The sequence below is a fragment of the Pseudarthrobacter sp. AG30 genome (genome assembly GCF_003116525.1).
In the GTDB taxonomy this organism is placed as follows: Bacteria; Actinomycetota; Actinomycetes; order Actinomycetales; family Micrococcaceae; genus Arthrobacter.
On the sequence record NZ_QEHL01000016.1, the window covers coordinates 113354 to 138161 of the forward strand.

At 67.8% G+C, this 24808-nt stretch carries 23 protein-coding genes; 8 read left to right on the top strand and 15 right to left on the bottom strand.

Features of this window, described 5'->3' with window-relative positions:
- The first annotated feature begins 10 nt into the window (after positions 1-10).
- Positions 11-1522 (top strand): helix-turn-helix transcriptional regulator, encoded by a 1512-nt coding sequence (locus DC347_RS14045; protein WP_018763758.1) that lies wholly within the window; start codon positions 11-13, stop codon positions 1520-1522.
- 175 nt (positions 1523-1697) lie between these two features.
- Here DC347_RS14045 and DC347_RS14050 read toward each other — a convergent pair whose 3' ends face one another.
- From DC347_RS14050 to DC347_RS14060, 3 genes are read right to left on the bottom strand one after another with little or no spacing between them, the layout of a single operon-like run.
- Positions 1698-2702, bottom strand: coding sequence for a TAXI family TRAP transporter solute-binding subunit (locus DC347_RS14050; RefSeq protein WP_109045889.1), 1005 nt, complete (start codon positions 2700-2702; stop codon positions 1698-1700).
- Positions 2695-4143, bottom strand: a complete 1449-nt coding sequence (locus DC347_RS14055; protein WP_109045890.1) for a HAMP domain-containing sensor histidine kinase — start codon at positions 4141-4143, stop codon at positions 2695-2697. Before DC347_RS14055 ends, DC347_RS14050 begins: the two co-directional genes overlap by 8 nt.
- Positions 4140-4808 carry a response regulator transcription factor gene (locus tag DC347_RS14060; protein WP_109045924.1) on the bottom strand — a complete coding sequence of 223 codons (669 nt, stop codon included), beginning with the start codon at positions 4806-4808 and terminating at the stop codon, positions 4140-4142. Before DC347_RS14060 ends, DC347_RS14055 begins: the two co-directional genes overlap by 4 nt.
- Positions 4809-5060: 252 nt before the next feature.
- Here DC347_RS14060 and DC347_RS14065 point away from each other — a divergent pair, with 252 nt between their 5' ends.
- Positions 5061-6455: an MFS transporter gene (locus tag DC347_RS14065; protein WP_109045891.1), complete on the top strand. Its 1395-nt coding sequence runs from the start codon at positions 5061-5063 to the stop codon at positions 6453-6455.
- Positions 6456-6547: 92 nt separating this feature from the next.
- On the opposite strand, the gene DC347_RS14070 is transcribed toward DC347_RS14065, so the two are convergent.
- Positions 6548-6853 (bottom strand): hypothetical protein, encoded by a 306-nt coding sequence (locus DC347_RS14070; RefSeq protein ID WP_109045892.1) that lies wholly within the window; start codon positions 6851-6853, stop codon positions 6548-6550.
- A 99-nt stretch (positions 6854-6952) separates the two neighbouring features.
- Here DC347_RS14070 and DC347_RS14075 point away from each other — a divergent pair, with 99 nt between their 5' ends.
- Positions 6953-7567, top strand: coding sequence for a TetR/AcrR family transcriptional regulator (locus DC347_RS14075; protein WP_109045893.1), 615 nt, complete (start codon positions 6953-6955; stop codon positions 7565-7567).
- Positions 7568-7665: 98 nt separating this feature from the next.
- Positions 7666-9414 carry a pyruvate dehydrogenase gene (locus DC347_RS14080; RefSeq protein ID WP_109045894.1) on the top strand — a complete coding sequence of 583 codons (1749 nt, stop codon included), beginning with the start codon at positions 7666-7668 and terminating at the stop codon, positions 9412-9414.
- Positions 9415-9508: 94 nt separating this feature from the next.
- Here DC347_RS14080 and DC347_RS14085 read toward each other — a convergent pair whose 3' ends face one another.
- The 10 genes from DC347_RS14085 to DC347_RS14130 all read right to left on the bottom strand — a co-directional run bounded on the left by DC347_RS14085 (position 9509) and on the right by DC347_RS14130 (position 18815).
- A complete protein-coding gene (locus DC347_RS14085; RefSeq protein WP_109045895.1) occupies positions 9509-10366 on the bottom strand; it encodes a hydroxymethylpyrimidine/phosphomethylpyrimidine kinase in 858 nt (285 codons plus the stop codon).
- A gap of 154 nt (positions 10367-10520) precedes the next feature.
- On the bottom strand, positions 10521-11432 hold the full coding sequence (locus DC347_RS14090) for a TIGR01777 family oxidoreductase (RefSeq protein ID WP_109045925.1): 912 nt from the start codon (positions 11430-11432) through the stop codon (positions 10521-10523).
- A gap of 27 nt (positions 11433-11459) precedes the next feature.
- Positions 11460-12116 (bottom strand): TetR/AcrR family transcriptional regulator, encoded by a 657-nt coding sequence (locus DC347_RS14095; protein WP_109045896.1) that lies wholly within the window; start codon positions 12114-12116, stop codon positions 11460-11462.
- Between the two features lie 241 nt (positions 12117-12357).
- Positions 12358-13296, bottom strand: a complete 939-nt coding sequence (locus tag DC347_RS14100; RefSeq protein WP_109045897.1) for a type IV toxin-antitoxin system AbiEi family antitoxin domain-containing protein — start codon at positions 13294-13296, stop codon at positions 12358-12360.
- A 186-nt stretch (positions 13297-13482) separates the two neighbouring features.
- Entirely contained in the window at positions 13483-14232 is a 750-nt protein-coding gene (locus DC347_RS14105; RefSeq protein WP_109045898.1) for a dienelactone hydrolase family protein, read from the bottom strand.
- A 34-nt stretch (positions 14233-14266) separates the two neighbouring features.
- Positions 14267-15562, bottom strand: coding sequence for a tRNA guanosine(34) transglycosylase Tgt (gene tgt / locus DC347_RS14110; RefSeq protein WP_109045926.1), 1296 nt, complete (start codon positions 15560-15562; stop codon positions 14267-14269).
- A gap of 66 nt (positions 15563-15628) precedes the next feature.
- The gene (locus DC347_RS14115; protein WP_109045899.1) at positions 15629-16357 is read right to left on the bottom strand and encodes a hypothetical protein; all 729 of its coding nucleotides are present in this window, start codon (positions 16355-16357) and stop codon (positions 15629-15631) included.
- Positions 16358-16429: 72 nt separating this feature from the next.
- Positions 16430-17449, bottom strand: a complete 1020-nt coding sequence (locus DC347_RS14120; protein WP_109045900.1) for a DUF6707 family protein — start codon at positions 17447-17449, stop codon at positions 16430-16432.
- Between the two features lie 88 nt (positions 17450-17537).
- Positions 17538-18077, bottom strand: coding sequence for an NUDIX hydrolase family protein (locus DC347_RS14125; RefSeq protein WP_018763774.1), 540 nt, complete (start codon positions 18075-18077; stop codon positions 17538-17540).
- Between the two features lie 9 nt (positions 18078-18086).
- Positions 18087-18815: a hypothetical protein gene (locus DC347_RS14130; RefSeq protein WP_109045901.1), complete on the bottom strand. Its 729-nt coding sequence runs from the start codon at positions 18813-18815 to the stop codon at positions 18087-18089.
- A 108-nt stretch (positions 18816-18923) separates the two neighbouring features.
- On the opposite strand from DC347_RS14130, the gene DC347_RS14135 reads away from it, so the two are divergent.
- Both DC347_RS14135 and DC347_RS14140 read left to right on the top strand, forming a co-directional pair.
- Positions 18924-19526 carry a YdeI family protein gene (locus DC347_RS14135; RefSeq protein ID WP_018763776.1) on the top strand — a complete coding sequence of 201 codons (603 nt, stop codon included), beginning with the start codon at positions 18924-18926 and terminating at the stop codon, positions 19524-19526.
- A gap of 131 nt (positions 19527-19657) precedes the next feature.
- The gene (locus DC347_RS14140) at positions 19658-21316 is read left to right on the top strand and encodes a glycoside hydrolase family 32 protein (protein ID WP_109045902.1); all 1659 of its coding nucleotides are present in this window, start codon (positions 19658-19660) and stop codon (positions 21314-21316) included.
- A gap of 34 nt (positions 21317-21350) precedes the next feature.
- Here DC347_RS14140 and DC347_RS14145 read toward each other — a convergent pair whose 3' ends face one another.
- Entirely contained in the window at positions 21351-22670 is a 1320-nt protein-coding gene (locus tag DC347_RS14145) for a glycoside hydrolase family 76 protein (RefSeq protein WP_109045927.1), read from the bottom strand.
- Positions 22671-22806: 136 nt separating this feature from the next.
- Here DC347_RS14145 and DC347_RS14150 point away from each other — a divergent pair, with 136 nt between their 5' ends.
- Both DC347_RS14150 and DC347_RS14155 read left to right on the top strand, forming a co-directional pair.
- Positions 22807-23601 (top strand): SDR family NAD(P)-dependent oxidoreductase, encoded by a 795-nt coding sequence (locus tag DC347_RS14150; protein WP_109045903.1) that lies wholly within the window; start codon positions 22807-22809, stop codon positions 23599-23601.
- Complete coding sequence (locus DC347_RS14155; protein WP_109045904.1) at positions 23598-24806, top strand: acyl-CoA dehydrogenase family protein; 1209 nt, start codon at positions 23598-23600, stop codon at positions 24804-24806. The genes DC347_RS14150 and DC347_RS14155 overlap by 4 nt, the downstream gene beginning before the upstream one ends.
- Positions 24807-24808: the final 2 nt, after the last annotated feature.

Here is a 24808-nt window from a genome sequence, read left to right on the forward strand (position 1 = left end):
ATGGAAAGAAATGCACTTCTTCCCGTATTCTTCAGAAATGTCGCCTTCAAGCTGGAACAGGGACGTTTCCCAGACGCCCTCCACCGCCGCCCCGGAACTGGACGTCATCGCCCTGGGACGCCGCGTCCGCCACCTGCGCAAACAAGCCGGCCTGACGCTCGATGACCTGAGCGCCGCCGTCGGCACCGCTCCCAGCCAGTTGAGCCTGATTGAAAACGGCAAGCGTGAGCCCAAGCTGACGCTGCTTCAACACCTCGCGGGGGCGCTCAATGTCAGCATTGACCAACTGCTCGGGGCCGAGCCGCCCAGCCGCCGCGCCGCGCTGGAAATTGAGCTGGAACGGTACCAGCGCGGACCGCTGTACGAGTCGCTGGATCTGCCCAAAATCCGCATCAGTTCGCGGCTCCCGCTGGATGTCCTGGAGGCGCAGGTGGGGCTGCTGCACGAGCTCGAACGGAAGATGAACGAGCAGGTGGCCACCCCCGAGGAAGCCCGCCGCGCCAACGGTGAATTGCGGGCCATGATGCGGGAACGCGGGAACTACTTTCCGGAGTATGAGGCCGAGGCCCAAAAGGTCCTCAAGGAGGTTGGCTATACCGCCGGTCCGCTGAGCCAGCACGTCATCGCAGACATCGCCGCGCACCTCGGTTTCACCCTGCACCATGTAGGTGATCTGCCGCATTCCACCCGGTCCGTGACGGATTTGAAGAACCGCAGAATTTACCTGACCCAGAGCCAGCGGCAGGACCACGACCCCCGCTCGGTGCTGCTGCAGGCGCTGGGCCACTACGTCCTGGGCCATGAAACGCCCAAGAACTACGGCGACTTCCTGGCCCAGCGGGTGGCCACCAACTACTTCGCGGCCGCCCTGCTCCTGCCCGAACAGGCCACGGTGGAATTTCTGCAGAAAGCCAAAGCTGCCAAGGAAATCGCGGTGGAGGACATTCGGGATGCGTTCGCTGTGTCCTACGAGACCGCCGCGCACCGGTTCACCAACTTGGCCACCAAGCACCTGGGCATCACCACGCATTTCCAGAAGACACACCAGAGCGGGATCATCTACAAGGCCTACGAGAACGACGGCGTGAACTTCCCCCAGGACCACACCGGCGCCATCGAGGGGCAACCGTCGTGCAAGGCGTGGACATCGCGGGCGGTGTTCGACGTGCCGGACAAGTTCAGCGCGTACAGCCAGTACACCGACACGCCGTCGGGCACGTATTGGTGCACGGCCCGCACGGAGCGCTCCGCCGCCGGGGAGTTCTCCCTGAGCATTGGGGTGCCCTACCAGCACGTGAAGTGGTTCCGCGGGCGCGAGACCACGGCCCGGGCCACCTCCAACTGCCCGGATCCGACCTGCTGCAAGCGTCCGCCTGCCGAACTGACCAACCAGTGGGCCGGCAATGCCTGGCCGTCGGCGCGGGCCCACTCACACCTCTTGGCCGCCATGCCGCCCGGCGCCTTCCCGGGCGTGGACGAAACCGAGGTGTACAGCTTCCTGCAGGCCCACTCCGGGAGTTGACACGCACGCCCGCTCACGTCTTGCAGCTATCCCCCGCACGCCCGCTCACATCTTGCCAAAGAAGTGAGCGGGCGTTGGAGGTTTTCCGGTCGGAGGTGAGCGGGCGTTTGGGTTTTTCCTGTCGGAGGTGAGCGGGCGTTTGGGGTTTTCCGGTCGGAGGTGAGCGGGCGTTGGGTCAGCCGTGCAGGGTCCGGTAGGCGTCGGCCGCGGCGGGATGCAGGGGGACGCCGGCGGTATTGATGAGGCTTTCGGCGCTAAGGAACTGCACCCCCAGGCTGGACTGTGGAATGAGTTCGCCGGCGTTATGCACCAGCAGTTGCACCGTCCGCTCCACCGTGGCGTTGTCCAGGTCCCGGCGGCACAGGAGCAAATTGGGTGCGCCCACCGTCCACACGGCCGGGATGCCGGGGTAGCTGCCTTCGGGGATGAGGACACGGTCATAGATGCCGCCGTACCGCCGTCGCAGCTCGGGCAGCAGGCCGGAGAGGTCCAGCAGCCGCAGCGCCACCTCCTGCTGGGCTGCGGCGATGGCGGCCGTCGGCACGCCACCGGACCAGAACAACGCATCCACGGCACCCGCCTTCAGGGCGGCAATACCGTCGTTCAGGCCAAGATTTTCGACGGCGGCGGTCCCGGCTGTGGGCGCTGCGGCAGTTGCCGAGGCACCCAGGCCGGCCGCTTCAAGGAGCCGGGGGGTGGTGAGGGAAGTACCGGACCCCGGCTGTCCCACGGCAACCCGGCGCCCGGCAAGCCCGGAGACATCCCGGATCCCACTGTCCTTGCGCACCACGCAGTGGACGTAGTTTTCGTAGACCTTCCCGATCGCAGCGATCTCTGGCGCATTCCCGCTGGATTTGTCCCCGGCAGCGTCCGCGAGGGCCACGGCAAACGCGGCGCGCCCGGCTCGGAGTTCGGCAATGTTGTCCAGGCTCCCGCCGGTGGCTACGGCACGCGCATGGTTGGCCACGCCGTGACGCTCCAGGGCCGCCGCCAGGAGCGTCGAGAACTCGAGGTAGAAGCCGCCCGGTTCGCCGCCCGCCACAATGAGGCTCTCCGGCCGGTCCCCGCCGGTGCAGGCACTGAGGGCGGGCGGCAGCACGGTTGCAAGTCCGACGGCGGTGGCCCACGCCACGACGGACCGGCGGGACGGGTGCGGTGCGGGGATGGAAACGCTAGGCACGGGTACCACCGCCGGGCATCGCATCCGGGGCGGCATTCGAGTAGGCGTGGAACTCGATCCGGGCCGTCAATCCGTGGGGGACTGCTTCGGCCAGCACCAGCCGGGCCCCGTTCGCGGCGGCAAGCTCACCCACGATGGTCATACCCAGCCCGGTCCCCGGAACCGAGGAGTGCCGGGGGGACCGCCAAAACCTGGTGGCAGCCGAGGCGCGTTCGGACGCCGAAAGCCCCGGGCCGTCGTCGGAAATTTCCACCACAACCGCGTCCATCTCCGTCCGCACGGCAGCGGTGACGGTGGCCCCGGGCGCGTACTTGAAGGCGTTGCCGAGGAGTTCGTCCAGCATCTGGGCCAGCTCGGCGGCCCGGCACGCAATCAGGGCCGCAGGATGGGGTGCCGGCCCGAGCACCAGGCGGCACCCGGCCTGGTCCGCCAGGGGTGCCGCCCTTTCGATTTCCCCCTGAAGGACGGGGAACGGGTCGACGGGCAGGGCGGCCGCATGGTCTGCGGGAGAGCCAGATGCCCGCAGGTACCCTTCCGAGGCCCGGTGCTCTGCGGCGGCAAGTTTCATAACCCCGTCAAGGATGTCCTCCACCCGCTCAAGCTCCGCCACGGCCCGGTCCGCTGCGTCGTGTTCGCGGGCGGATTTCAGCTCAAGCTGGAGCAGGTCCAGCCGCAGCCGGAGTGCGCCCACGGGGTTGCGCAGCTGGTGGGACGTGTCCGCGATCAGCTGCCGTTGCGCTTCCATGCTGGCGCTCACGGTCCTGGCCATCGCCGTGAACGACCGGCTCAGTTCCCGCAGCTCCGGGGGACCTTCCTCCGGAAGCCGCTCAGTGCGCCCGGTCCGTTCCAGCTCGTGCACCGCCGAATCAAGCCGGAGGACAGGCCGCAGCACCCAGCCGGTGACCCTGGCCGCCCCCAGCAGCAGCACTGCTGCCAGCGCCAGGGCGGCAACGCCCACTCCGAGCCAGCGCTGCTGGAGCTTCTGCCGGGCCGTCTCCGCGTGGACGTCCAGGACCACGGCACCGAGCACCTGGCTGGCGCTGCCAAAGGGCCGGAAAATGACGTGCGACCCCGCGCCGAAGGGCTCCAGCGGTTCCAGGGACGTGTTGCTCACGTTCAGCCGGGCCATCGACAGCGCGTCCTGCACATCGGGCCGGCCCGCGTCCAGGTCCCCCGAACGCAGCGTGGCCTGCTGGACGCGGACCACCATCCCCTCGCCATACAGCCCGGAATAGGTGTCCATTTCCCGCTGCAGGCGCACGGTGTCGCCGTCGTTCGCGGCGTCAAAGGCCACTTGTGCCAGCCGGTTCAAGGAGGCCGCCCGATTGATCTGCAGTTCCTGGGTCAGCTCCCGGGAGGCGGAGGTCAGGATGGTGCCCGAGATGAGGAAGACCACCACCAGGCACAGCACGCTGAGGACCCCGAGCACCCGCAGCCTCATCCGGCAGCCGCCTCGACGCGGTAGCCCACGCCGCGGACATTGATGATGAATCCCGGCTTGCCGAGTTTTGCCCGCAGCCCGGTGAGGTGCACGTCCAGGGACCGGGACGAGGCCAGGAAGGCGTCACCCCAGAGGGCGTCCAGGATCTGTTCCCTGGTGACCACCGAGCCTGCATGGCTGGCCAGCAAGGCGAGGAGTTCGAATTCCGTGGCGGTCAGCGGCACCGGTTCGCCTGCCCTGGACGCGGTGCGCTTGGCCAGGTCGATCTCCACATCGCCAAGCACGATCACCTCCTGCGGCGTCCCCCTGCTGCGCCCGGCCCGGCGCGTTACAGCTTCTATCCGGGCCAGCAGTTCCACCAGCTTCACCGGTTTGACCAGGTAGTCGTCCGCGCCGGAGCGGAGCCCGAGCACCACGCTGCGTTCGTCGTCGCGCGCCGTCAAAATCAGGATGGGCACATCGGTGACCTGCCGGAGCTTGCGCAGCACCTCCAGGCCGTCCATGTCCGGAAGCCCGAGGTCCAGCAGGATCACCCGGAAATTCCGGTGGGAGAGCAGCGCGTCAGCGCCCCGGGACAACCGCCGCGGGTGGTGCCCGGCGCTTTCGACGGCGGCCGTGAGCGCGCCGGCCATGGCGTCGTCGTCCTCGACGATCAGCACGTCCATGGCCATCTTCCTTGCCGCGTTTCCACTGTTTCCAGGTCCAGTTGCCGGTTCATTCCCGCCCCCGTGAGACTACCGCGTGGCGGGAAAATTTGCCCGACGGCGGGAGGTCGGGCAGGGGGAAAGCGGGGCGCCGCGAAACCTAAGGAAGTGTTAGGAAAGTGCGTTCCTCGTTGGTTGTGCGGTGGATCACCCATACCGTGGATGAGGCCCTCCGCCGCAGGAGGCCGAGGTTACTACAGGAGGAACTCACCGATGAGCACCCAACAAGCCGCGCCCCAGTCGGAGGCAGCCCAGACCCGCCGGGCGGTGGGCAACATCCTGAAGGGCTCCGCGGGCAACCTCGTGGAATGGTACGACGTCTACATTTACACGGCGTTCCTGGCGTACTTCCAGCCACACTTCTTCAACTCCAAGGATCCGCTGCAGGGCGCACTGGAAGGCATGGCTGTCTTTGCCGTCACGTTCCTGATGCGGCCCATCGGCAGCTGGTTCTTCGGCAGGTTCGCCGACCGCAAGGGCAGGAAGGCGGCCCTGACGCTGAGCGTGACCATGATGTCCGCGGGCTCATTCTTCATCGCCATCCTGCCCACCAAGGACGTGATCGGCGTCTGGGCGCTGGTCCTGCTGGTGCTGGCGCGCCTGGTCCAGGGCTTCTCGGTGGGTGGCGAATACGGCACCAGCGCCACCTACATGTCGGAGGCGGCCACCGCCAAACGCCGCGGGTTCTTCTCCAGCTTCCAGTACGTCACGCTGATTGGTGGCCAGATGCTGGCACTGCTGGTGCTGGTGGTCCTTCAGAACGTCCTGGACAAGGAGGCCCTGGCCGGGTGGGGCTGGCGCATCCCGTTCGCCATCGGCGGCGTGGCCGCACTGGTCGTGCTGTGGCTGCGGCGTTCCATGGAGGAAACCGTCTCCGCCAGCCAGGTCGAGGCCGCAGCAAACGCCAAGGCATCCGGGGAAGCCCAGCCCGGAACGCTCAGGCTGCTCTTCACCAAGCACTGGAGGGCGCTGCTGATCTGCATCGGCGTCACCCTGGGCGGAACGGTGGCGTTCTACACCTACACCAACTTCATCCTCAGCTTCATGAACACCACCAGCGGCATCGCCAAGGAAACGACCTCGGTCATCAACTTCTGGGCGCTGTTCATCTTCATGCTGCTCCAGCCCGTCTACGGCATCATTTCGGACAAGGTGGGCCGCAAGCCCCTGCTGCTCTGGTTCGGCATCACCGGCGTGCTGTTCACCTGGCCGCTGATGTCCGCGCTCGCCGGGACGAAGGATCCCTTCGTGGCCTTCATGCTGATGATGGGCGGCCTGCTGATCGTGGGCGGCTACACCTCCATCAACGCACTGGTGAAGGCCGAACTGTTCCCGGCTTCCATCCGCGCCCTCGGCGTCGGCCTGGGTTACGCGATCGCGAACTCCCTCTTCGGCGGGACGGTGCCGCTGATCGGTGCCGCGCTGCAGAAGGCCGGGCAGGTTGAGCTCCTCTTCACCTACGTCACCGTGGCTATCGGCATCTCGCTGCTGGTCTACATCTTCGCCCTGAAGAACAAGAAGGCCACCCACCTCGATGACGAGCAGGGCCACGCTTGGGAACAAACGCCGGTGGGTGGCGGCAAGGACAAGGATCCGCTCGGCGTCTAGTCCGGGAGGCACCAGGGTGCCTGGTTCCCAAGGAGGCGTACGACGACGGCTGCCAGGCCGTCGTCGTACGCCTCCTTATGCGCTGGGGGTCCTTAGCGCCGGGCAGTCCGCCGCCGCGCCAGGAAGCCGTGGGCGGCGAACAGGCGGGGCAGTACCACGTACACCGCAGTCGGCACCACCACCATGGTCAGGGCCATCGCCCGGAAGATGGGATGCCAGCTTTCCATCAACGGGGCGGAAGCCATCATTCCGATGGCCACCAGCGGGAAGATGGCCAGCCAGGTGATGGCGGCGCGGACGTGGATGGACGGCGGAATGGGCAGCGCCGCGGGCTCCGGTGGCGTGGGGGTTGTCGAATTGGCAATGGTGGGGGAGGCGGGCTGTGTCACCGTGTCCATGGGAACTCCAACTAGTTAGTTGCTTTTTGTTTGCAACGACAATAAACCGCGGCCTGCAACAATTGCAACTACCTGGTTGGAATTGCGTAGACTTGTGTCATGGCGTGGAACACGGAGCGGACCAAGGAACTGTTGCTCGCTGCTGCCACGGAGGAGTTCAGTGCCAAGGGCCTGGCGGGAGCCCGGGTGGACCGGATCGCAACTGCCGCGGGCGTGAACAAGGAACGCATCTACCAGTACTTCGGCAAGAAGGATGAGCTCTTCGACGCCGTCCTGGCCGCCGAAATGGTCCGGGTCATGACCGAGGTACCCATTAGCGGCAGCGGGCCGGAAGCGTTTGGAGAATACGCCGGCCGCCTCTTTGACCGGCACACCACCGACGGCGTCCTGCCCCGGCTCCTGTTCTGGGAAGGCCTTGAACGCGGCAAGGAAACCGTCAGCCGTGCCACCCGGTCCGACCACTGCGCCATCAAGGTGGGCCAGGTGCTTGACGTCCTGCCCGGGATCGACCGCACGGACGCCGCGGACCTGCTGATCACCGTCATCACCCTCTGCGACGGCTGGCCCGTCCTGCCCCAGATCGACACCCTCCTGGCGGGCAGCGGCCCTGACCGCACCGCCCGGCGTCGTGCGTTCATTGTGCGGACCGCCACCCTGCTCGCCGGCGCGCTCTTCGCGGAGGCGCAGGCAGCGTTGGCAAACGCGCCCGGCTAGCTGCACCACCGCGGCCGCTGGCGGCGGGCGGTGTGCCCGGGGTGGGCGGACTATATTGGGCGAGTGTCAACACCACCACAATCGCGGGAGTCTGCACCATGGCCAAGGAACTTGCCACCCAGCTCATCGAACAACTCCAGGCTGCCGGCGTGCAGCGGATCTACGGGATTGTGGGTGACAGCCTCAACCCGATCGTGGACGCCGTCCGCCAAACGGGTGGCGCCGCGAAGGGCGGCATCGACTGGATCCACGTCCGCCATGAGGAAGCCGCTGCCTTTGCCGCCGCTGCCGAAGCCCAGCTCACTGGCAGGCTGGCGGTCTGTGCTGGATCCTGCGGCCCCGGAAACCTGCACCTGATCAACGGGCTCTACGACGCCAACCGCTCCGGGGCGCCCGTGCTGGCCATCGCCTCGCACATTCCCAGCAAGCAGATCGGCAGCAGCTTTTTTCAGGAAACCCACCCGGACAGGCTGTTCAACGAGTGCTCGGTGTACTCGGAGCTGGTCAGCACCGCTGAGCAGGCGCCCCGGGTGATGCACAGCGCCATCCAGCACGCGCTGGGGCTTGGGGGAGTCGCCGTCGTGACCCTGCCTGGCGACATCGCAGGACTGGAAGCCGCAGGCCCCACGCCGCTCCCGGCCACCTTCCGGCCGGCCAGCCTGGTCCCGGACCCGGCCAGCGTCCAGGCCCTCGCGGACGCCATCAACGACGCCGGCAAGGTGGCCATTTTCGCCGGCGCCGGCGTGGAGGGGGCGCACAGCGAGCTGATGGCGCTCGCCGAACTGGCCAAGGCGCCGGTGGGCCACTCCCTGCGCGGCAAGGACTTCGTCCAGTACGACAACCCGTTCGATATCGGCATGACCGGGTTGCTGGGCTACGGAGCCGCCGCGGAGGGCATCGAGGACGCCGACCTGCTGGTCCTCCTGGGCACCGACTTTCCCTATGACCAGTTCCTGCCGGACACCCGCACCGCGCAGGTGGACCGGGTGGCCCACCGGCTGGGCCGCCGGACCGACGTCGACATTGCCGTCCACGGCGACGTGCTGCCCACCCTGCGCGCACTGCTGCCGCTGGTGACGGCGAAGAAGAGCCGCCGGTTCCTGGACCAGATGCTGAAGAAGCATGACCGGCTGATGAACAAGGCCGTGGGTGCGTACACCCGGAAGGTGGAGAAGAAGCAGCCCATCCACCCGGAGTACGCGGCGTCGCTGCTGGACCAGGTGGCCGCCGAGGACGCCATCTTCACAGCGGACACCGGCATGTGCAACGTCTGGACCGCGCGGTACATCAACCCGCTGGGCACCCGCCGGCTGATCGGGTCCTTCCTGCACGGCTCCATGGCCAACGCCCTGCCGCACGCCATCGGCGCCCAGTTGGCCTACCCCGGCCGCCAGGTCATCTCCGTCTCCGGCGACGGCGGGCTGTCCATGCTGCTGGGCGAGCTCATCACCGCGGCCGCCTACAAGCTGCCGGTGAACGTGGTGGTGTTTAACAACTCCACCCTGGGCATGGTCAAGCTGGAGATGCTGGTGGACGGGCTGCCCGACTTCGGCGTGGACGTGCCGGACGCCAACTACGCGGCCGTGGCCAAAGCCCTGGGCTTCCATGCCGTCCGGGTGACCGATCCTGCGCAGATCGAGGCGGCGTACCGGGAGGCGTTCGCGCACCCCGGCCCGTCACTGGTGGAGCTCATCACCGATCCCAAGGCGCTGTCCATCCCGCCGAAGATCTCCGGCTCGCAGGTGCTGGGGTTCGCCACCGCCATGTCCAAGGTGGTCCTGAACCGGGGAGCGGGCGAGGCCGTGAGCATGGCCCGCAGCAACCTGCGCAACATCCCGCGGCGCTAGGAACACGTCGAGTTCGCCGGAAACTCCCGGGTTCGCCGGAAACTCCCGGCGAGCTCGAAGGTTTCCGGCGAACGCGGCGCGGGGAGAAGAGGTTCTACCGGGCGCCGCCCTGCCAGAGCGCATCGAACGGGGCGCCCGACGCTACGCGGTTGCGGATACCGGCGGTGACGAAGTCCTTGGCGGTCCGGGCTGCATCCAATGGCGTGGCGCCCTTGGCCAGCTCCGCGGTCACGGCTGCGGCGAGCGAGCAGCCGGCACCGGAGACGGCAACTTCGCCCACCTTCGGGGCTGTGAGGACTTCCAGGGTCTCACCGTCGTAGAAGACGTCGACGGCGTCCGGGCCTTCCAGCCGCACCCCGCCCTTGGCCAGGACCGCTGCACCGCTGAGTTCGTGGATGCGGACGGCGGCGGCCTTCAGGGACTCGACGTCGGTGATCTCCAGCCCGGACAGGGACTCCGCCTCGAAGTGGTTCGGCGTCATGAAGGTTGCCAGCGGCAGGATCTGGGCTTTCAGGGCCTGGTCCGTGTCCAGCGCATGGCCCGGTTCCTGGCCTTTGCAGATCAGCACCGGATCCAGGACCACGTTGGCGAAGCTGTTTTCCTGCAGCGCGGAGGCCACCGTGCTGATCGTTGCCGGGCTGCCCAGCATGCCGATCTTCACCGTGTCCAGCGCGGACGGTGCGCCGGAGGCCGGACCATACGCCGCCGTCGTCGCCTCCAGCTGGTCAGCGATCACCTGCTGGTCCACCGGCACGAAGCGGTGGTTCCAGCTGTCCTTCGGGTCGAAGGAGACGATGCAGGTCAGGTTCGCGATGCCGAAGACGCCCAGCTCCTGGAATGTCTTCAGGTCGGCCTGGGCGCCGGCACCGCCGGTTGCCTCGGAACCTGCGATGGTGAGGACGACGGCGGGACCGTTGACGGACAGCGTTGCATCAGGGGTAGCGGAAGTCATGCCCCCATCCTGCCACCCGGCGTCGGGCGCTTTCCATGTGGTGACGTACAGGGCATCGGGACGTCATATGGTCAGGAATCCAGCGGTTCAGAGCCTGCCAGTGCGGCGCCGGGCACGAATGCCCCTGGTCCAAAGGGGACGTGGAGCGGGCGGTTCACGGCCGGGACCGGGCGATCTGAAGCAAGGCCTGCCCCAGCTCCGGCTGGCTGTAAACGAAGCCCGCGTCGAGCAGTTTCTGCGGCTGTACCCACCTGCTCTTCAGAACGAGTTCGGTCTCCGTGCGGATCAGGATGGCGCCTGCCCGAAGGAGCCATCCCGGGGTAGGTATGCCGAAGCGCGCGCCGTAGGCCCGGCGCACCAAATGCATCATCTCCCGGTTGCTCACCACTTCCGGTGAAGCCACATTTACCGGCCCTGCGATGCCGGTCCGCGCGTGCAGGAAGCGGATGCTGCGGTACAGGTCCTCCACATGGACCCAGCTGAACTTCTGCCAGCCATCACCCATGTGGCCGCCCAGCCCCAGCCGTGCGAGGTTGGCGAACGGAGCCAGTGCACCGCCGCCGCGGCCCAGCACGATAGCGATCCGCAGGGGGATCTTCCGGGTTCCCGGTGTGACCGCCGACTCAAGGGCGGCTTCCCAAGCTTTGGCCACGTCCACCGAGAAGCCGGTGCCCAGCTCGCCGTCGAACTCGGACTGGGGACGATCGCGGGCATCGCGGTAGATGGTTCCGGTGCTGGCATTCAGCCAGGTCGACGGCGGCTCCTGGCACCGCGCGATGGCCCGGCCGAGTGCCTTGGTGGTGGACACCCTCGAGTCCATGATCACCCCCTTGTTCCGCTCGCTGTAACGGCACGAGACGGAGCGTCCGGCGAGGTTCACCACCAGTTCGGCGCCGTTGAGCACCCGGGCCATGCCGGCGTCGTCGGCCCATGCTGCCCCGGCACTGCCCGTTCCCTTTCGTCCTATGGTCCGCACCATCCAGCCGTCCTCCTGGAAACGCCGGCGCAGGTAGGTGCCAATGAAGCCCGAAGCGCCTGCCAGTACAACTGTCCTTGTGCTGTCCACCTTTTCCCCCAATGGTTGTTGTCTTTCTTAACCGCGGATGCTGCGGCTCAGGTCGAGGACGTCGTCCAGCACCTTGCCGACTCCCGGGATGCGGGCAAGTGCCAGTCCGCGGGCCACCAGTGGAGCCGCTCCGTCCACCAGTTTCCTGGTCCGCCGCTGGCCCTCGGAGGTGTCGTAGACCCAGAACAGGGTGATGCCCATGTAGCAGAGCCAGAGCAGTTCCGGCAGGTCGTCCCGCACCTTTTTCGGTACGGCAGGGCGGGTCCCGTCCACCGTGTTCCTGAAGATATCCAGGGATGCTTCCCGAGCGAGGGTTGAGCCCCCGGAGAACGGGTTCACCGGCGATGTTGGCCGGATGGCGGTGGCCACGAAGTCCGCTCCGAAGCGGTGGTACGGGGCCATGACGTCAAGGCCGGCATGCAATGTGGCCTTCAGCCGCTCAGCGAATCCGGCGGTCCGCTCCAGCGCTTCGGAGGCCAGGGCAGCGTGCTCGGCCTGCACCTGGATGTACAACTCGTGGACAAGATCGTCCTTGGACGCGAAGTAGTAGTAGGCGTTGCCTACGGAAACGCCTGCCTCGGCAGCGATGGCGCGCATGGTGGTCTTCTCGAAGCCGATCTCACGGAACATGCGCAGCGCAGTGTCCGCCACCCGCTGCCGGGTCTGTTCACTCTTGGCAACCACCGCGTCTCCCCATTCTTGAACGTGTTCAAAAACGAGTGTGACATAAAACTGAACGTGTTCAAAGAATGCTTGGGATCCGATAATCGCTGTGTTCCGGCACCGGCCCGGGTGTGGCGCTTCACGCCGCGTGGGTGTCAGATCGCCGGAAAGATGCCAGGTCGCCGGAACGGTGCCAGGTCGCCGGAAAGAACCGGCGACCTGGTCCCGTTCCGGCGATCTGGCGCTCCACCCGGCGGTTTGGCTACCGCCCAAGTGCGGCCAGGACACGGGCTTTGAACTCATGTTCACGGAAGAGGTCGGCCCAGGTCAGGCGAAGGAAGGTCCAGCCGTTCTCGGTGAGGTCCTTCTCGCGCTGCCGCTCCTGAAACAGCACCTCAGCCGTTGGCCGGTAGTCGAAGTACTTCGCTTTCCCGTCGAATTCGAGTGCCACCTTCTTGTCCTTCCAGGCGAAATCCAGCCGGTACCGGCCGGCACGAGTTGCTACCAACACCTGGGGCTCCGGCAGGGGAAGTTTCAGCCGCATCAGGAGTTCCCGGGTCAGTGTTTCGCCGGCTGACTCCGAACGTGGATCTGCATGGTTAAGGGCGCGCCGGAGGGTCCGGATCCCGCGGCGCCCCTCCAGCCCCTCGGCCATGCTTTCGAGGAGGGTTTTGTCGGCCCCAAGCCGGAGGGCATGATCGGTCAGTACCAGTGCCTGCCGGTAACCCAGCATCATGGCGCAATCAACTACCGTCCGCTCCATCGAGGTCACCCTGAGGCCGCCGAGGGTGACCACCTCCGACGCTGTCCACGGCCGGGTATGGCCTTGGACATCCTTGCCGAGCCGCTCGCTGGAAGGATTCCGCGGCAGCAGAAGGTGGATCGTGTCATCGACTGCCCACAGGTGCAGAGCGTGCATCCGGGCCGCAGAGGTATGGCTGTACACATAGCCGCCCGATGAGGTGGTCAGGGTCCCGTGCGCGTGGGCGCGAATCAACTGCTTGCTGCGGACGGGACTTGTCTGCTTCTCCCACAGCTCGGCGCGGATGTAGCAGCCGTGGCGAAGCCGTACCAGCTTCCCGTGGAGGACCAATGCCTTGATGGCCCGGGAATTGAGGCCGCTCTCGTGCAACTGCGCCGTCCGCCATAGGTTGCCGGTGCTCGGAAGGGAGGGGAGACGGAAAGGCGGCTGGAGTGTCATCCGGACAGGATCCTGCCGCTGCGGCAACTCAGGAAGGCGCCGCCGTCGTCATGTGGAAAACCTGCCAGGGCCGCCCTGCCTCCCGGGCTCGCCGCAAGCCGTCCGGATCGCCGGAAGCCGTCCGGATCGCCGCAACGTTCCGGCGATCCGGCAGCTCTCCGGCGAGTTCGACGGCGGCCGGCCGGGTCAGGCCTTCAGCGTCCCGTCCAGGAGGGCCCGCAGTTCACGGAAATGTCGTTCCGTGGCTTCAGGGTGGAAGGCCGACGTGTCCGCCATCGTGTACCCGTGGGGAGCCCCGGTGTAGATGACGTTGGACGCCTCCAAGCCCGTGTCCCGCAGCGCGTCGCCCAAGCGGGCCACGGCGTCCGGGGCCATGCTCCTGTCGTTGTCGGCGTGGCCGAACACGAAGCGGGCCCGTGCGTTCCCCAGCCCACGGTGCGGGCTGTCCGGCTCGTCCGTGGCCAGGCCGCCGCCGTGGAAGCCACCGCAGGCTGCCACTACCTCGGGGTGCGCAGTGGCGGTCCGGACGGCAAGTCGGGCGCCCATGCAGTAGCCGGTGGTTCCGATGGGGCCGGGGGCAACGCCGTCGAGTCCGGCCAGCGCGGCAACCCACGCATCGATGTCCGGCAGCGCCTTGTCCGACGTCAGGTGGCCGACCCGCGGGAACGCCGCCTTGCCGGCCGCTTCCCGGCCTTCCTGGGTGGACATGTCAACGGCCGGGGCCAGCTGCTCCACGGTTCCGTCCCGGTAGAAGACGTTGGGGGCCAGCACCACGTAGCCCCAGTCCGCGATGCGCTGCGCCATCTCCTCGATGCGGGGGCGCAGGCCAAAGGCGTCCATGTAAAGGATCACGCCGGGGAACGGGCCGGTTCCGCTGGACGGACGGGCGACAAGGGCTTCGGCAGGGCCTGCTGCGGCCTGGATCTTAATGAGCATCTGGTCAGGATAGCGGAGGCTGCCGGGAGTACGCTCAGGAGTAGTACCGGCCCAGGGTTTCCGCCTTGAAGTCGAAGAACGTGCCGGACTCGATGGCCAGCCGGGCGTCGTCCACCATCTTTACCACGAACCGCTCGTTGTGGATGGAGATGAGGGTGGCGGACACCATTTCCTTGGCCTTGAACAGGTGGTGGATGTATGCCCGGGAGTAGTTGGCACACGCGTAGCAGTCGCAGCCTTCCTGCAGGGGCCCGAAATCGCGCTTGTATTTGGCGCCGGAAAGGTTGAACCGGCCGTAGGGCGTGTAGAAGGCCGAGTTCCGGGCCACGCGGGTGGGGGAGACGCAGTCGAACGTATCGGCGCCGTTTTCGATGGCCGTAAAGATGTCGTCCGGCTCGGAGATCCCCAGCAGGTGGCGCGGCTTGTCCTCCGGCAGTTCCTCGTTGCACCAGCGGACGATCGTGCCCAGGTTCTCCTTCTCCAAGGCCCCGCCAATACCGAACCCGTCGAACGGCATGGCACCAAGGTCCCGGCACGCCTTCCGGCGGAGGTCCTCGTACTGTGCCCCCTGGATCACGCCGAACAGGGCTTGGTACGGCTTGCCCGCGCGGTCCTCCGTCAGGCGGAAGTGCTCCTCAATGCACCGCACCGCCCACAGCCGGGTGCGCTCCAGGGACTCTTCCTGGTAGCGGCGGGAGTTCTGCAAGGTGGTCAGCTCGTCGAACGCGAACATGATGTCCGCGCCGATCTGGTGCTGGACCTGCATGGAAATTTCCGGGGAGAAGCGGTGGCGGTCGCCATTGAGGTGGGATTTGAACCAGACACCGTCGTCGTCGATGTGCGCCAGGCGCTCTTTGCCGGGGGCCACGGCGTCATCCGGGCCGGGTGCGCCCGCGGCAGCAACAGTCTTCATGTCGATGACCTTCTTGAACCCGGACCCCAGGCTCATCACCTGGAAACCGCCGGAGTCCGTGAACGTGGGACCGGACCAGTTCATGAAGGCGCCCAGGCCGCCGGCCTCGTCCAGGATGTCCGGGCCGGGCTGAAGGTACAGGTGGTAGGCATTGGCCAGCAGGGCCTGCGCGCCCAGGTCCGCCATCGATTCCGGCAGTACCGCCTTGACCGTTGCTTTGGTGCCGACGGCGATAAACGCCGGCGTCTGGATCTCACCGTGCGGGGTGGTGATGGTGCCGGTGCGGCCCAGGAACTCGCCGCCGTTTTCCCTTTCTTGGGCCGCTGACGGCGGGCAGGAGTCCGCCAGCCGCGTGCCTACGGTGAAAGAGAACTGCGATTGGGTTTCAGGCAGGGCGAAGGCAGGGTTGGCAGGCACCACACCAGTCTGCCAGCAAACCTTACGACGCCGGCAACCGGCCCCGGGCAGGCCGGCGGCGGAGCGTCAGCTGGCTGGGTCCGTCCCGGGGTAGTTGGCCTCCCGCCAAGAATCCCAGGCGGAACGCACGGCGTCGAAGGCTCCGGCGCCAAGGTCATAGGTGGAAACCACCACCAGCGAACCGTCGCCCTCCGCTCGGACGTCCTTGATGGCAGGGTGGTCCGCAACCACCAGCAGCCCTTCGCCGTGCTCGGCGTAACTGTGCACGGTGAGGCCCACTTGGTGGCTGGTCCGGTACCAGACCTTGCCGCTGATTTCCTCTCCGGTATCCAAAGTGACCTGGTACGGCTCGCCCGGGGCCGGAAGGTCCTTCAGCCCGAGTTTTTCGATGGCCGAGCCCTTCCCGTCCGTCAGGTGCAGGAACAGGGTGTGCCGCTTGCCGTGCGGGTGGCGTTCCAGCGCGAAGCGGAGCTGCTGCAGGAACGTCAGCCACCCTTGGGTGATGTCCTCGTCCCAGGCTGCCCACTCCGAATTGTGGTCCAGCGCCCCGCGTGTGACGCTGACCCTTGTCCCTTCCGGCACCGGGTGGAGTTCGAACGTGTCCCCGCCGTGCACCGTCAGGCTGGTATGGTCCGCGGATTCCTGTTCGTCGCCGGAGAAATAGATCTGCTTGATCTCGGACTCCAGGTCCTCGGCCTGCCAGCCGTGCCACTGGGCCACCTTGGACGGTTCACGCAGCATGGTCCAGACCTGCGGCGCGTCGGCGTTGATCACTACGCTGAGATTGTTCGTCATAGCCCCGAATGTACAACTCCGGCTACGCCCCGGGTAGGGGGAATTTTTACCGCCGGAGGGTCGCCGCCGGGCTCAGGCTCGGACTGCCTCCAGCTCGTTGCTGATGCGCCGTTCAAGTTCGGTCATGCCGATGGTTTCCGAACCGCCGTGGGCACGCAGGAACAGCAGGGACTCCAGCCGCAGGAGCCGCCATTCGCGTTCTGCGTCGTGGTTGGAGTTGTCGATCGAGCGGAAGATTTCCTTGTCGTACAGGTTGGGCTCGTTGAGTGAGCGCTGCCGCACCTTGGCCGCCATGCGCGCCTTGAACGGATCCGTTTCCTGGTTTTCCGGGGTACGGATCAGTTTCTCGTAGACTTCGGCGCGTTTATCCTGGCCGTCCTGCCGGCAGATGTAGCTGGCCAGTGCCAGGGATGCTTCCACGGAGGTCCACCGGCCCGGGTTGCCGTCGTAGGGCAGCACCGTGAGGAGGTCCGCGACGGACAGCGCGGCGTCTGCGTCCTTGAGCGTGACGAACAGTTCGTGCGCGAGGTCGCTGAGGTCCTTCAGGCAGCTGCCGGACTTGAAGTTGACCCCTTTGGACAGCCGGTCGGCCAGGAGCAGGACACCCTCCGCATCAGGGTGCGCTTCCGCAGCGGCTTCCACCACGGACTCAGGGGTGCCGGCCGGCGCCGGGATGAGCGCGAGTTCCTCCTCGCTGGGTCCGGTTGCCGCGGGCGGCGCGGGCGGCAGCGGGGGAAGGACGACGGCGGGCGCCACCGCAATGGGGCCCGTCCCGGCCGCCGGCTGGGCCGGCGCGGCTCCCGCCTCGGGCAAAGGTGCGGCCTCTGGAAGGTCCGCCGGCAGCGGAAGCTGCGTGACGTCGTCGTGCGCTCCATCCACAACGGTGACCGTGGCGCCCACGGCAACCCTCAGCGTTCCGCCGCCGGAAAGGCTCGCCAGTACCAGGGCCGGGGAGCCGTAGTCGTCCCGCTCAAGCTCCACCTGGTCGATTTCGGCGGTGCGTTGGCCGTCCGGAAGGAGGATGTGGGTGCCGGTGGTCAGAGATCCAGCCTGCTGTTCACGGTGGTGCCTGGCGGCTGGTGTTTCGGTCATGGGAGTCCTTAAGTTCTCTTGCGGTCCGCCCTACAGTCTACAAAGCCGGGCACCTAAAACCGGGGACCCCCACGTCCCGGCGGGGTGGTCAGAAGCCCACGCCTGCGAAGGCCAGGGCCTGCCGGATGAGGCCGCCGCGGCCGCCGGAAAACTCCATCTGGACGCCCGGGCTGAGCACTTCTTCCGGGGTCATCCACGTCAGTTCCAGGGCGTCCTGGCGGGGTTCGCACTCGCCCGTGACCGGGATGATGTAGGCCAGGGACACGGCGTGTTGCCGCTCGTCGGTGAACCCTGTCTGGGACGGTGCCGGGAAGTATTCGGCCACCGTGAACGGCACGGGGCTGAGCGGAAGCTGGGGGAACGCCAGGGGGCCCAGGTCCTTTTCCATGTGCCGCAGCAGGGCGGCGCGGATGGTCTCGCGGTAGATGACCCGGCCGGACACCAGGGAGCGCACCATGGTCCCGTCGGCATCGGCCTGCAGCAGCGTTCCCACCTCGTTGACGTAGCCCAGCGGGTCCAGCCTGACTGGAACTGCCTCCACGTACACCATGGGCAGCCGCCCGCGCGCCTCAAAGAGGTCTTCTTCGGAGAGCCAGCCGGGATTCGGGTCAGGTGTGCGCACGTTCATGGTTAAGTTCTACCCCATGGGGCGGCGCTCCGAGATCCAGACGGTGGCGGGCGCGTTGGGGCTGCCAGCGTCCGGATTGGCCACGTGGAGGGTGCTCCCGAAGGCCTCCTCGGTGACGCTGGCCGGGAAACCGGCTCCAGCGAGCCGCTCCCGCAACGGTTCCAGCGGGCCGCCGTACTCGAAGCCCAGGCCGGAGCGGGACGGCCCGGACGCCGCCCGGACCAGCAGGACGCCGCCGTTCTTGGTCGTGAAGTCGGCGGTTTCGTCGTCGTCGGGCACGGGCCGCGGCCGCGCCCCGATATGCAGCATGGTGCGGACGGCAGCTTCCGGATCTGCGGTGTACCAGACGGCGACGACGGCAAGGGCGGGGTCGGCGTCGGCGCACTGGGCCTCGTGGACGGCCTTGTCGGCCAGGAAGCTGAAGCCGTCCGGCGCGCTGATGCGGCAGGCTTCGCCGTGGTCGGCCGTGACCAGTTCGGCGGGCACGGTTGCCTCCTCCTGTGCCGAGTCGTTGGTGCGGCGGGCAAACTCTGCCACGTCGCCCACCTCCACCGCGAAGACGGTGCGGCCGTCCTGCCCGGACCCGGCCTCCGCCCCATGGAGCGCCAGGCGGCCGGACGCGGAATCGAAGACCTGCCAGCCGCCGTCGTCCTCTGTTTGTGCCATCCCCAGTACGGTAAGGAACTGCTTCCAGGTGTCGGTGCGCGAGGTGAAGTGGACGGGGCGGACTCGGAGCATGGCGTTGTCCTTGGTGCTGGGTGGTGTGCGGCTGTATGGCCATGATGCCACGTGGCCGGCCGGTGCGCAGGGGCTTGTGGTAGGTCATTTTCCCGGCAGAATGGGGCCATGGCCGATGACCTCGAGGAACTGCTGGTGCCCGACGCCGCTGCCTGGCGCGCCTGGCTGGAAGCGAACCACAGCACCAGCCCCGGCGTCTGGCTTGTGCTGCATAAGAAGGGCGGCACGGTGACCGGCCTCGACTATCCGGCGGCCCTGGATGAGGCCCTGTGCTTTGGCTGGATCGACGGTCAGCTCCGGCGCCGCGATGATGAAAGCTCGTTTCAGCGGATGACACCCCGGCGGCCCAGGAGTATCTGGTCGGCCCGCAACGTGGGGCATGTCGCCCGGCTGGAAGCGGAGGGAAAAATGACCGACGCCGGCAGGGCGGCAGTTGCCGCGGCCAAGGCGGACGGCCGCTGGGAAGCAGCCTACGGCGGCCAGGCCGACGTGGAGGTCCCCCCGGACCTTGCGGCAGCGATCGCCGCGAACCCGGCCGCGCAGGAGATGTTCGATGTCCTGACCAAGACCAACCTGTTCGCCCTGGTGTTCCGGACCAACACGGCCAAGCAGGCAGCCACCCGGGAACGCCGGATCGCCGCGTTCGTGGAGATGCTGGCACGGGGCGAGACGCCGTATCCGCAGAAGAAGCGCCCCGCAGGCCGTGACTAGCTGCGGCCGCATGACGAACCGGATTCGGCTCCCGGCGGCCTGCCGGGTAAAATTGACGGTTCACTTGCGCTGGTGCCGTTCCCCGACCCGGGGGACGGCACTTGTGCGTTCAGCGACGGATCGATGACCCCATGCTCCCCAAAATTTTCGGACCGGCGTATGCCGCCCTTCGGCGCCGCCCCCTTCTGTGGACGGCCGCAGCCGTGGCCGTGCTCCTGGTGGCGGCGGCCCTGGTGATTACCGGAAACACGCGGACGGTCGACGGACAGCACGATGGTGCGGCACCCACGGCGCCCCCAGCATCAACGGCTCCCCCGGGGCCGCAGGCGCCACCGGCTGGCCAAGCCGGCTACCGGCCTGCCTACCATCTCACCCCGGACCAGCGGTGGATGAATGATCCCCAGCGGCCCTTCTTCCTGGATGGTCTCTGGCATTACTACTACCTCTACAACGCCGACTATCCGGAGGGGAACGGGACCGAGTGGTTCCACGCCACCAGCACCGATCTGGTGCACTGGGAGAACCGGGGCGTGGCCATCCCCAAGTTCCGCAACGGACTGGGGGACATCGAGACCGGCTCCGCCGTGGTGGACACGGAAGGCACCGCGGGCTTTGGCAAGGGGGCGGTCATCGCGGTGCTCACCCAGCAGCTCGACGGCGTGCAGCGCCAGTCCCTTTTCTACTCCACGGACCAGGGCTACAGCTTCCAAAGCTATGGACAGAACCCGGTGATGGAAAACCCCGGCGCGGAGCACTGGCGGGACCCGCGCATTGTCCGCGACGACGCCAACAACCAGTGGCTCATGCTCCTCGCTGAGGGCCACAAGATCGGGTTCTATACCTCCCCCGACCTTAAGCGGTGGACCTATGTGTCCGGGTTCGAGCAGGACGGGCTGGGAATCCTGGAGTGCCCGGACTTCTTCCAAATGGACATCGACGGCGACCCCGCCAAACGCACCTGGGTCCTGGCCGCGAGCGCCAACGGTTCCAAAGAAGGCCGCACCACCGGCCTGGCCTACTGGACCGGCGGGTTCGACGGCAAGGCCTTCACGGCGGACGGCGGCCACCAGTGGCTCGACGGCGGGGCGGACTTCTACGCGGCCGTCACCTGGGATGATCCGCGCCAAAGCGATGGCCAGCGGAAGGCATCCCGGCACGCCATCGGCTGGATGAACAACTGGGCCTATGCCCGGGAGTTGCCCACTGACGGTTGGTTCGGGGCGGCTTCGGTGGTCCGCGACATCCGGCTCGCGTCCGGCGCCGGCCGCCCCGCCCTGGTGCAGGCGCCCACCCCTGCGCTCCAGTCCTTGGAAGGGACGCCTGTCCAGGTGCCCGCCGGCCCGATCCGGGATGCCCGTACCCTGCCCATCCCGGACACCGGAGCGTTCAAGGCCGACGTCGAGCTGGAAAAACCCGCCGACGGCACCGGGAAAGCCACCCTGCTCCTGCAAAGCGGTGGCACCACCTACGCCACCATCGGCTACGACTTCGCGGCCGGCCGGGCCTTCATCACCCGGGACGGGGACGCCGCGGCCGGCGGCCAGGGGAAGGGACCCTCCGAGGGCAGCGGCGATTACCGCCAGGCCCGTTCGGTGGAGGCGCGCACCGCCGGCGGGACCGTGCAGCTGACCGCCTACGTGGACCGGTCCTCCGTGGAGGTTTTCGTGGACGGACAGTCCCTGACGTCCCTCATGTTCCCGCCGGCAGGTCCGAAAGAGGTCCGGTTGGCCGCTGACGTGCCCCTGACGCTGAAAGCCGGAACAGTCACGCCGCTGTCCGGTATCCGCTGAGCGCAGGCCCTGCCGGTTTGGCCGGGCTTGCCTGTCATACGGCCGGACCGGGCTGTTCAGTGGCCCGGCCGGCGGACATGACCGTGGCCGCTGCCTCCAGCGTCATCCAGGCCTGCAGCTGGGTGGCGAGCTCCACCGGCACTCCCGGCGGATAGGTCCGGTCCGCGGGTTGGCAGGCGTGAACGGAGAAGATGCTCCTGCCGGCCAGGGGCGCCTTTGCTTCACCGGCGCCCACCGGCCGCCGTCCGGCCCAGAACGCCTCGGCGGTGTCCAGCACCAACGCAGCGGCCGCAGCGCGGGCAGGCCCGGGTAGCCGCCGGTCCGCCGCGGCAAGCGCGAGGTACCTGCAGAGGATCCCGGTGAAGAGACCGCCGTCGCCCGTTCCTTCGCAGCGCAGCACCGTGCCGGCGTTGGCGTTGCCGCCGGCTGCCGGAACGGTCAGCAGCCGCTGGACGGAGTCCACCAGTGCGGCGGCCCGGGCCAGGTTGGCGTCGCCGCCCAGTTCCAGGAGGGCGCCCAGGACCGGGCCTTGGTTGTAGGTGTACAGCGACCGTTCCACCAGCACGTCCCCGGCAGGACCCAGCCGTGCACCGTCGAGGTAGAGTCCCTGATCCTGGTCGAAGAGGGTGGCGTCCAGCCAGTCCAGCAGCGTCTGTGCCATGCCGCGCCGGCCGGTGCGGGCATAGAACAACGCCACAGGTGCCGTGGCCGGGGTGTTCTTGAAATCGCGCTTCTTGCTCCAGAACGTCCCCCCGCCCAAATCGTCGGTGCAGGCGGAGTCGAACTGCAGGGCCAGTGCGGAACGCACCCGGGCGTTGCGCCGGCGTCCGGGCCGCTGCGCTTCTTCTGCGAGCTTGTCCAGCCGCAGGGTCGCCAGGGCCAGCCATGCCATGTCGTCGTAGTAGCTGTTCACGAGCGTCAGGGCATTGCGGAGCCTCATACCGGTGACCAGCCGTGAGGCTAGATGCCCTGCGCTGGGACGGTCCGGCCCGTTGAACCGAGCAGCCGGCGTGGCTCCGCCGGCCAGCTCTCGCAGGCCGGTGTCCACCAGGCAGTCCACGTAATGCGCCTGCCACCAGTAGTGCCACGGGGACAGCAGACGCGCGGCGGGCCTTGCGCCGCGGAGTGCGGCGAGCCACCGCTCCCGCGGCCGGCCGGGTTCTTGCCCCGCAACGGGTTCTTGCCCCGCCTCGGGGGCGTCCTTCCCGGCCGGGTGCCTGCCCTGCCACACCACGGCAGCGAGGTGCGTTCCGGGAAGGAGCAAGAGGTTCCGGCCGAACAGCCCGGTCACGGAGCGGGCCGCGTGGTCCGCACGGTCCTGCCAGGTGGCCAAGTCGGTGCTGCTGGGGGTCATGCCGTCCACCCTAGCGGCGGTGCCGGGTCCTCGGCTCCGCGGGGGTGAGTGCGGCGGCGCCGTATTTCAGTTAACATTCATTAACTGTTGCCCGAGGCCGCGCCGCGGCCGGAGGCACGCGCATCAAGGAGGATGTATGGACATCAAAGGCAGCGTCGCCCTGGTCACAGGCGGGGCCTCCGGGCTGGGAGCGGCCACCGCACGCAGGTTGTTCGACGACGGCGCCTCGGTGGTGCTCCTGGACCTCGCCTCCTCGGGCGGCCAGGCGGTGGCGGACGACCTCAACGGCCGCACCCAAGCCGGGCAGTCCGCCGTCTTCGCCGCGGCGGACGTGACCAGCGAAGCCGAGGTGCGGGCCGCCGTCGCAACAGCCGCCGGGCTGGGCCCGCTGCGGATCGTGGTGAACTGCGCAGGAATTGCCACTCCCGGCAAGGTGCTGGGCCGTGCTGGCGTCCTGCCGCTGGAAGCGTTCGGCCGCGTTGTCCAGGTCAACCTGGTCGGCACCTTCAACGTGCTGCGGCTGGCGGCCGAGGCCATGGCGGCCACCGAACCCGTCGCCACCCGGTTGGGCGGCCCGGAGCGCGGCGTCATCATCAACACGGCATCCGTGGCCGCTTTCGACGGGCAGATCGGCCAGCCCGCCTACTCAGCCTCCAAGGGGGCCGTGGCCGCCATGACGCTGCCCATCGCCCGGGAACTGGCACGCTCGCTGATCCGGGTGGTCACCATCGCCCCGGGCATCTTCGAAACGCCCATGATGGCAGGCCTGCCGCAGGAGGCCCAGGACTCGCTGGGCGCCCAGGTACCGCACCCGTCCCGGCTGGGGAAGCCGGCGGAGTACGCCAACCTGGTGGCGCACATCGTCGATAACGCCATGCTGAACGGGGAGACCATCCGCTTGGACGGCGCCATCCGGATGGGGCCGCGATGAGTTCCCCGGACATCCCGGACCTGCCGGCGGCGGACTTCTTCGCCGTCGAATCCATGCTGGGACAGGCCGAGCGCAACAAGCTGGCGGAGCTGCGGGACTTCCTTGCCGCCGACGTGGCACCCTACGCCGGCGACTGGTGGAACAAAGCCGAGTTCCCTGCCCACATCCTGCCCAAGCTGGCCGCCCTGGAACTGAGCACGCCGGCGCACCGGGGCTACAGCAACCTGTTCGCCGGGCTGGTCATCGCGGAGATGACCCGCGTGGACACCTCCCTGGCCACGTTCTTCCTGGTCCACCACGACCTCTTCGTCGAATCCCTGCACGCCTTCGGCTCGCCGGACCAGAAACGGCGGCTGCTGGCCGACGCCTCGAACCTGCGGATCACCGGCGCCTTCGCCCTCACCGAACCCCTGCACGGCTCCGACGTCGCCGGCGGCATGGAGACACGTGCCCGGCGGATTTCCTCCGGCACCGGAGAAGCGGACGACGCCGGCGACACGTGGGTGCTCAACGGCGCCAAACGTTGGATCGGCAACGGGACGTTCTGCGACTACATGCTGGTCTGGGCGCGCGACGAAGCCGACGGTTCAGTCCGGGGCTTCATCGTGGACGCCGGCCTGCCCGGCGTCAGCCGGAGCAGGATCGAGAACAAGATCGCGCTGCGGACCGTCCAGAACGCGGACATCGTTTTCAGCGAGGTGCGGGTGCCGGAGGCGGACCGCTTTAGCGGCATCAGCAGCTTCGAGGACACCAAGGAGCTGCTGCGCAGTTCGCGGATCATGGTGGCCTGGCAGACGGTGGGCCAGCAGCTGGCGGCGTTCGACGTCGCCCGGCAGTACGCTGTGGAGCGGAAGCAGTTCGGCCGGCCGCTGGCGCACTTCCAGCTGATCCAGCAACAGCTGGTGACCATGCTGGGCAACACCGTAGCCAGCATGGGAATGATGGCAGGGATCGCCAGGCTCCAGGACCAGGGCGCTGCGGGCATGCCGCAGGTGGCCCTGGCCAAGTCCTACCTCAGCGCCCGGATGCGCGAAACCGTGGCGCTGGGCCGGTCCATCCTTGGCGGCAACGGCATTGTCACCGACTACCGGATGGCCAAGATCTTCGCCGACGCCGAGGCCATCTACACCTACGAGGGCTCGTTCGAGGTCAACACCCTGATCGTGGGCCGGGCCATCACAGGCGTGTCAGCGTTCGGGGGTTGAGC

What these genes read in the sequence shown, in the direction of transcription:
- DC347_RS14145 (WP_109045927.1), bottom strand. Translation starts at nt 22,670, where the DNA reads ATGACCCCCAGCAGCACCGACTTGGCCACCTGGCAGGACCGTGCGGAC.
- DC347_RS14125 (WP_018763774.1), bottom strand. Translation starts at nt 18,077, where the DNA reads ATGAACGTGCGCACACCTGACCCGAATCCCGGCTGGCTCTCCGAAGAA.
- DC347_RS14135 (WP_018763776.1), top strand. Translation starts at nt 18,924, where the DNA reads ATGGCCGATGACCTCGAGGAACTGCTGGTGCCCGACGCCGCTGCCTGG.
- DC347_RS14085 (WP_109045895.1), bottom strand. Translation starts at nt 10,366, where the DNA reads ATGACTTCCGCTACCCCTGATGCAACGCTGTCCGTCAACGGTCCCGCC.
- DC347_RS14100 (WP_109045897.1), bottom strand. Translation starts at nt 13,296, where the DNA reads ATGACACTCCAGCCGCCTTTCCGTCTCCCCTCCCTTCCGAGCACCGGC.
- DC347_RS14055 (WP_109045890.1), bottom strand. Translation starts at nt 4,143, where the DNA reads ATGAGGCTGCGGGTGCTCGGGGTCCTCAGCGTGCTGTGCCTGGTGGTG.
- DC347_RS14060 (WP_109045924.1), bottom strand. Translation starts at nt 4,808, where the DNA reads ATGGACGTGCTGATCGTCGAGGACGACGACGCCATGGCCGGCGCGCTC.
- DC347_RS14120 (WP_109045900.1), bottom strand. Translation starts at nt 17,449, where the DNA reads ATGACCGAAACACCAGCCGCCAGGCACCACCGTGAACAGCAGGCTGGA.
- DC347_RS14070 (WP_109045892.1), bottom strand. Translation starts at nt 6,853, where the DNA reads ATGGACACGGTGACACAGCCCGCCTCCCCCACCATTGCCAATTCGACA.
- DC347_RS14075 (WP_109045893.1), top strand. Translation starts at nt 6,953, where the DNA reads ATGGCGTGGAACACGGAGCGGACCAAGGAACTGTTGCTCGCTGCTGCC.
- DC347_RS14105 (WP_109045898.1), bottom strand. Translation starts at nt 14,232, where the DNA reads ATGCTCATTAAGATCCAGGCCGCAGCAGGCCCTGCCGAAGCCCTTGTC.
- DC347_RS14140 (WP_109045902.1), top strand. Translation starts at nt 19,658, where the DNA reads ATGCTCCCCAAAATTTTCGGACCGGCGTATGCCGCCCTTCGGCGCCGC.
- DC347_RS14080 (WP_109045894.1), top strand. Translation starts at nt 7,666, where the DNA reads ATGGCCAAGGAACTTGCCACCCAGCTCATCGAACAACTCCAGGCTGCC.
- DC347_RS14150 (WP_109045903.1), top strand. Translation starts at nt 22,807, where the DNA reads ATGGACATCAAAGGCAGCGTCGCCCTGGTCACAGGCGGGGCCTCCGGG.
- DC347_RS14115 (WP_109045899.1), bottom strand. Translation starts at nt 16,357, where the DNA reads ATGACGAACAATCTCAGCGTAGTGATCAACGCCGACGCGCCGCAGGTC.
- DC347_RS14045 (WP_018763758.1), top strand. Translation starts at nt 11, where the DNA reads ATGCACTTCTTCCCGTATTCTTCAGAAATGTCGCCTTCAAGCTGGAAC.
- DC347_RS14130 (WP_109045901.1), bottom strand. Translation starts at nt 18,815, where the DNA reads ATGCTCCGAGTCCGCCCCGTCCACTTCACCTCGCGCACCGACACCTGG.
- DC347_RS14155 (WP_109045904.1), top strand. Translation starts at nt 23,598, where the DNA reads ATGAGTTCCCCGGACATCCCGGACCTGCCGGCGGCGGACTTCTTCGCC.
- DC347_RS14065 (WP_109045891.1), top strand. Translation starts at nt 5,061, where the DNA reads ATGAGCACCCAACAAGCCGCGCCCCAGTCGGAGGCAGCCCAGACCCGC.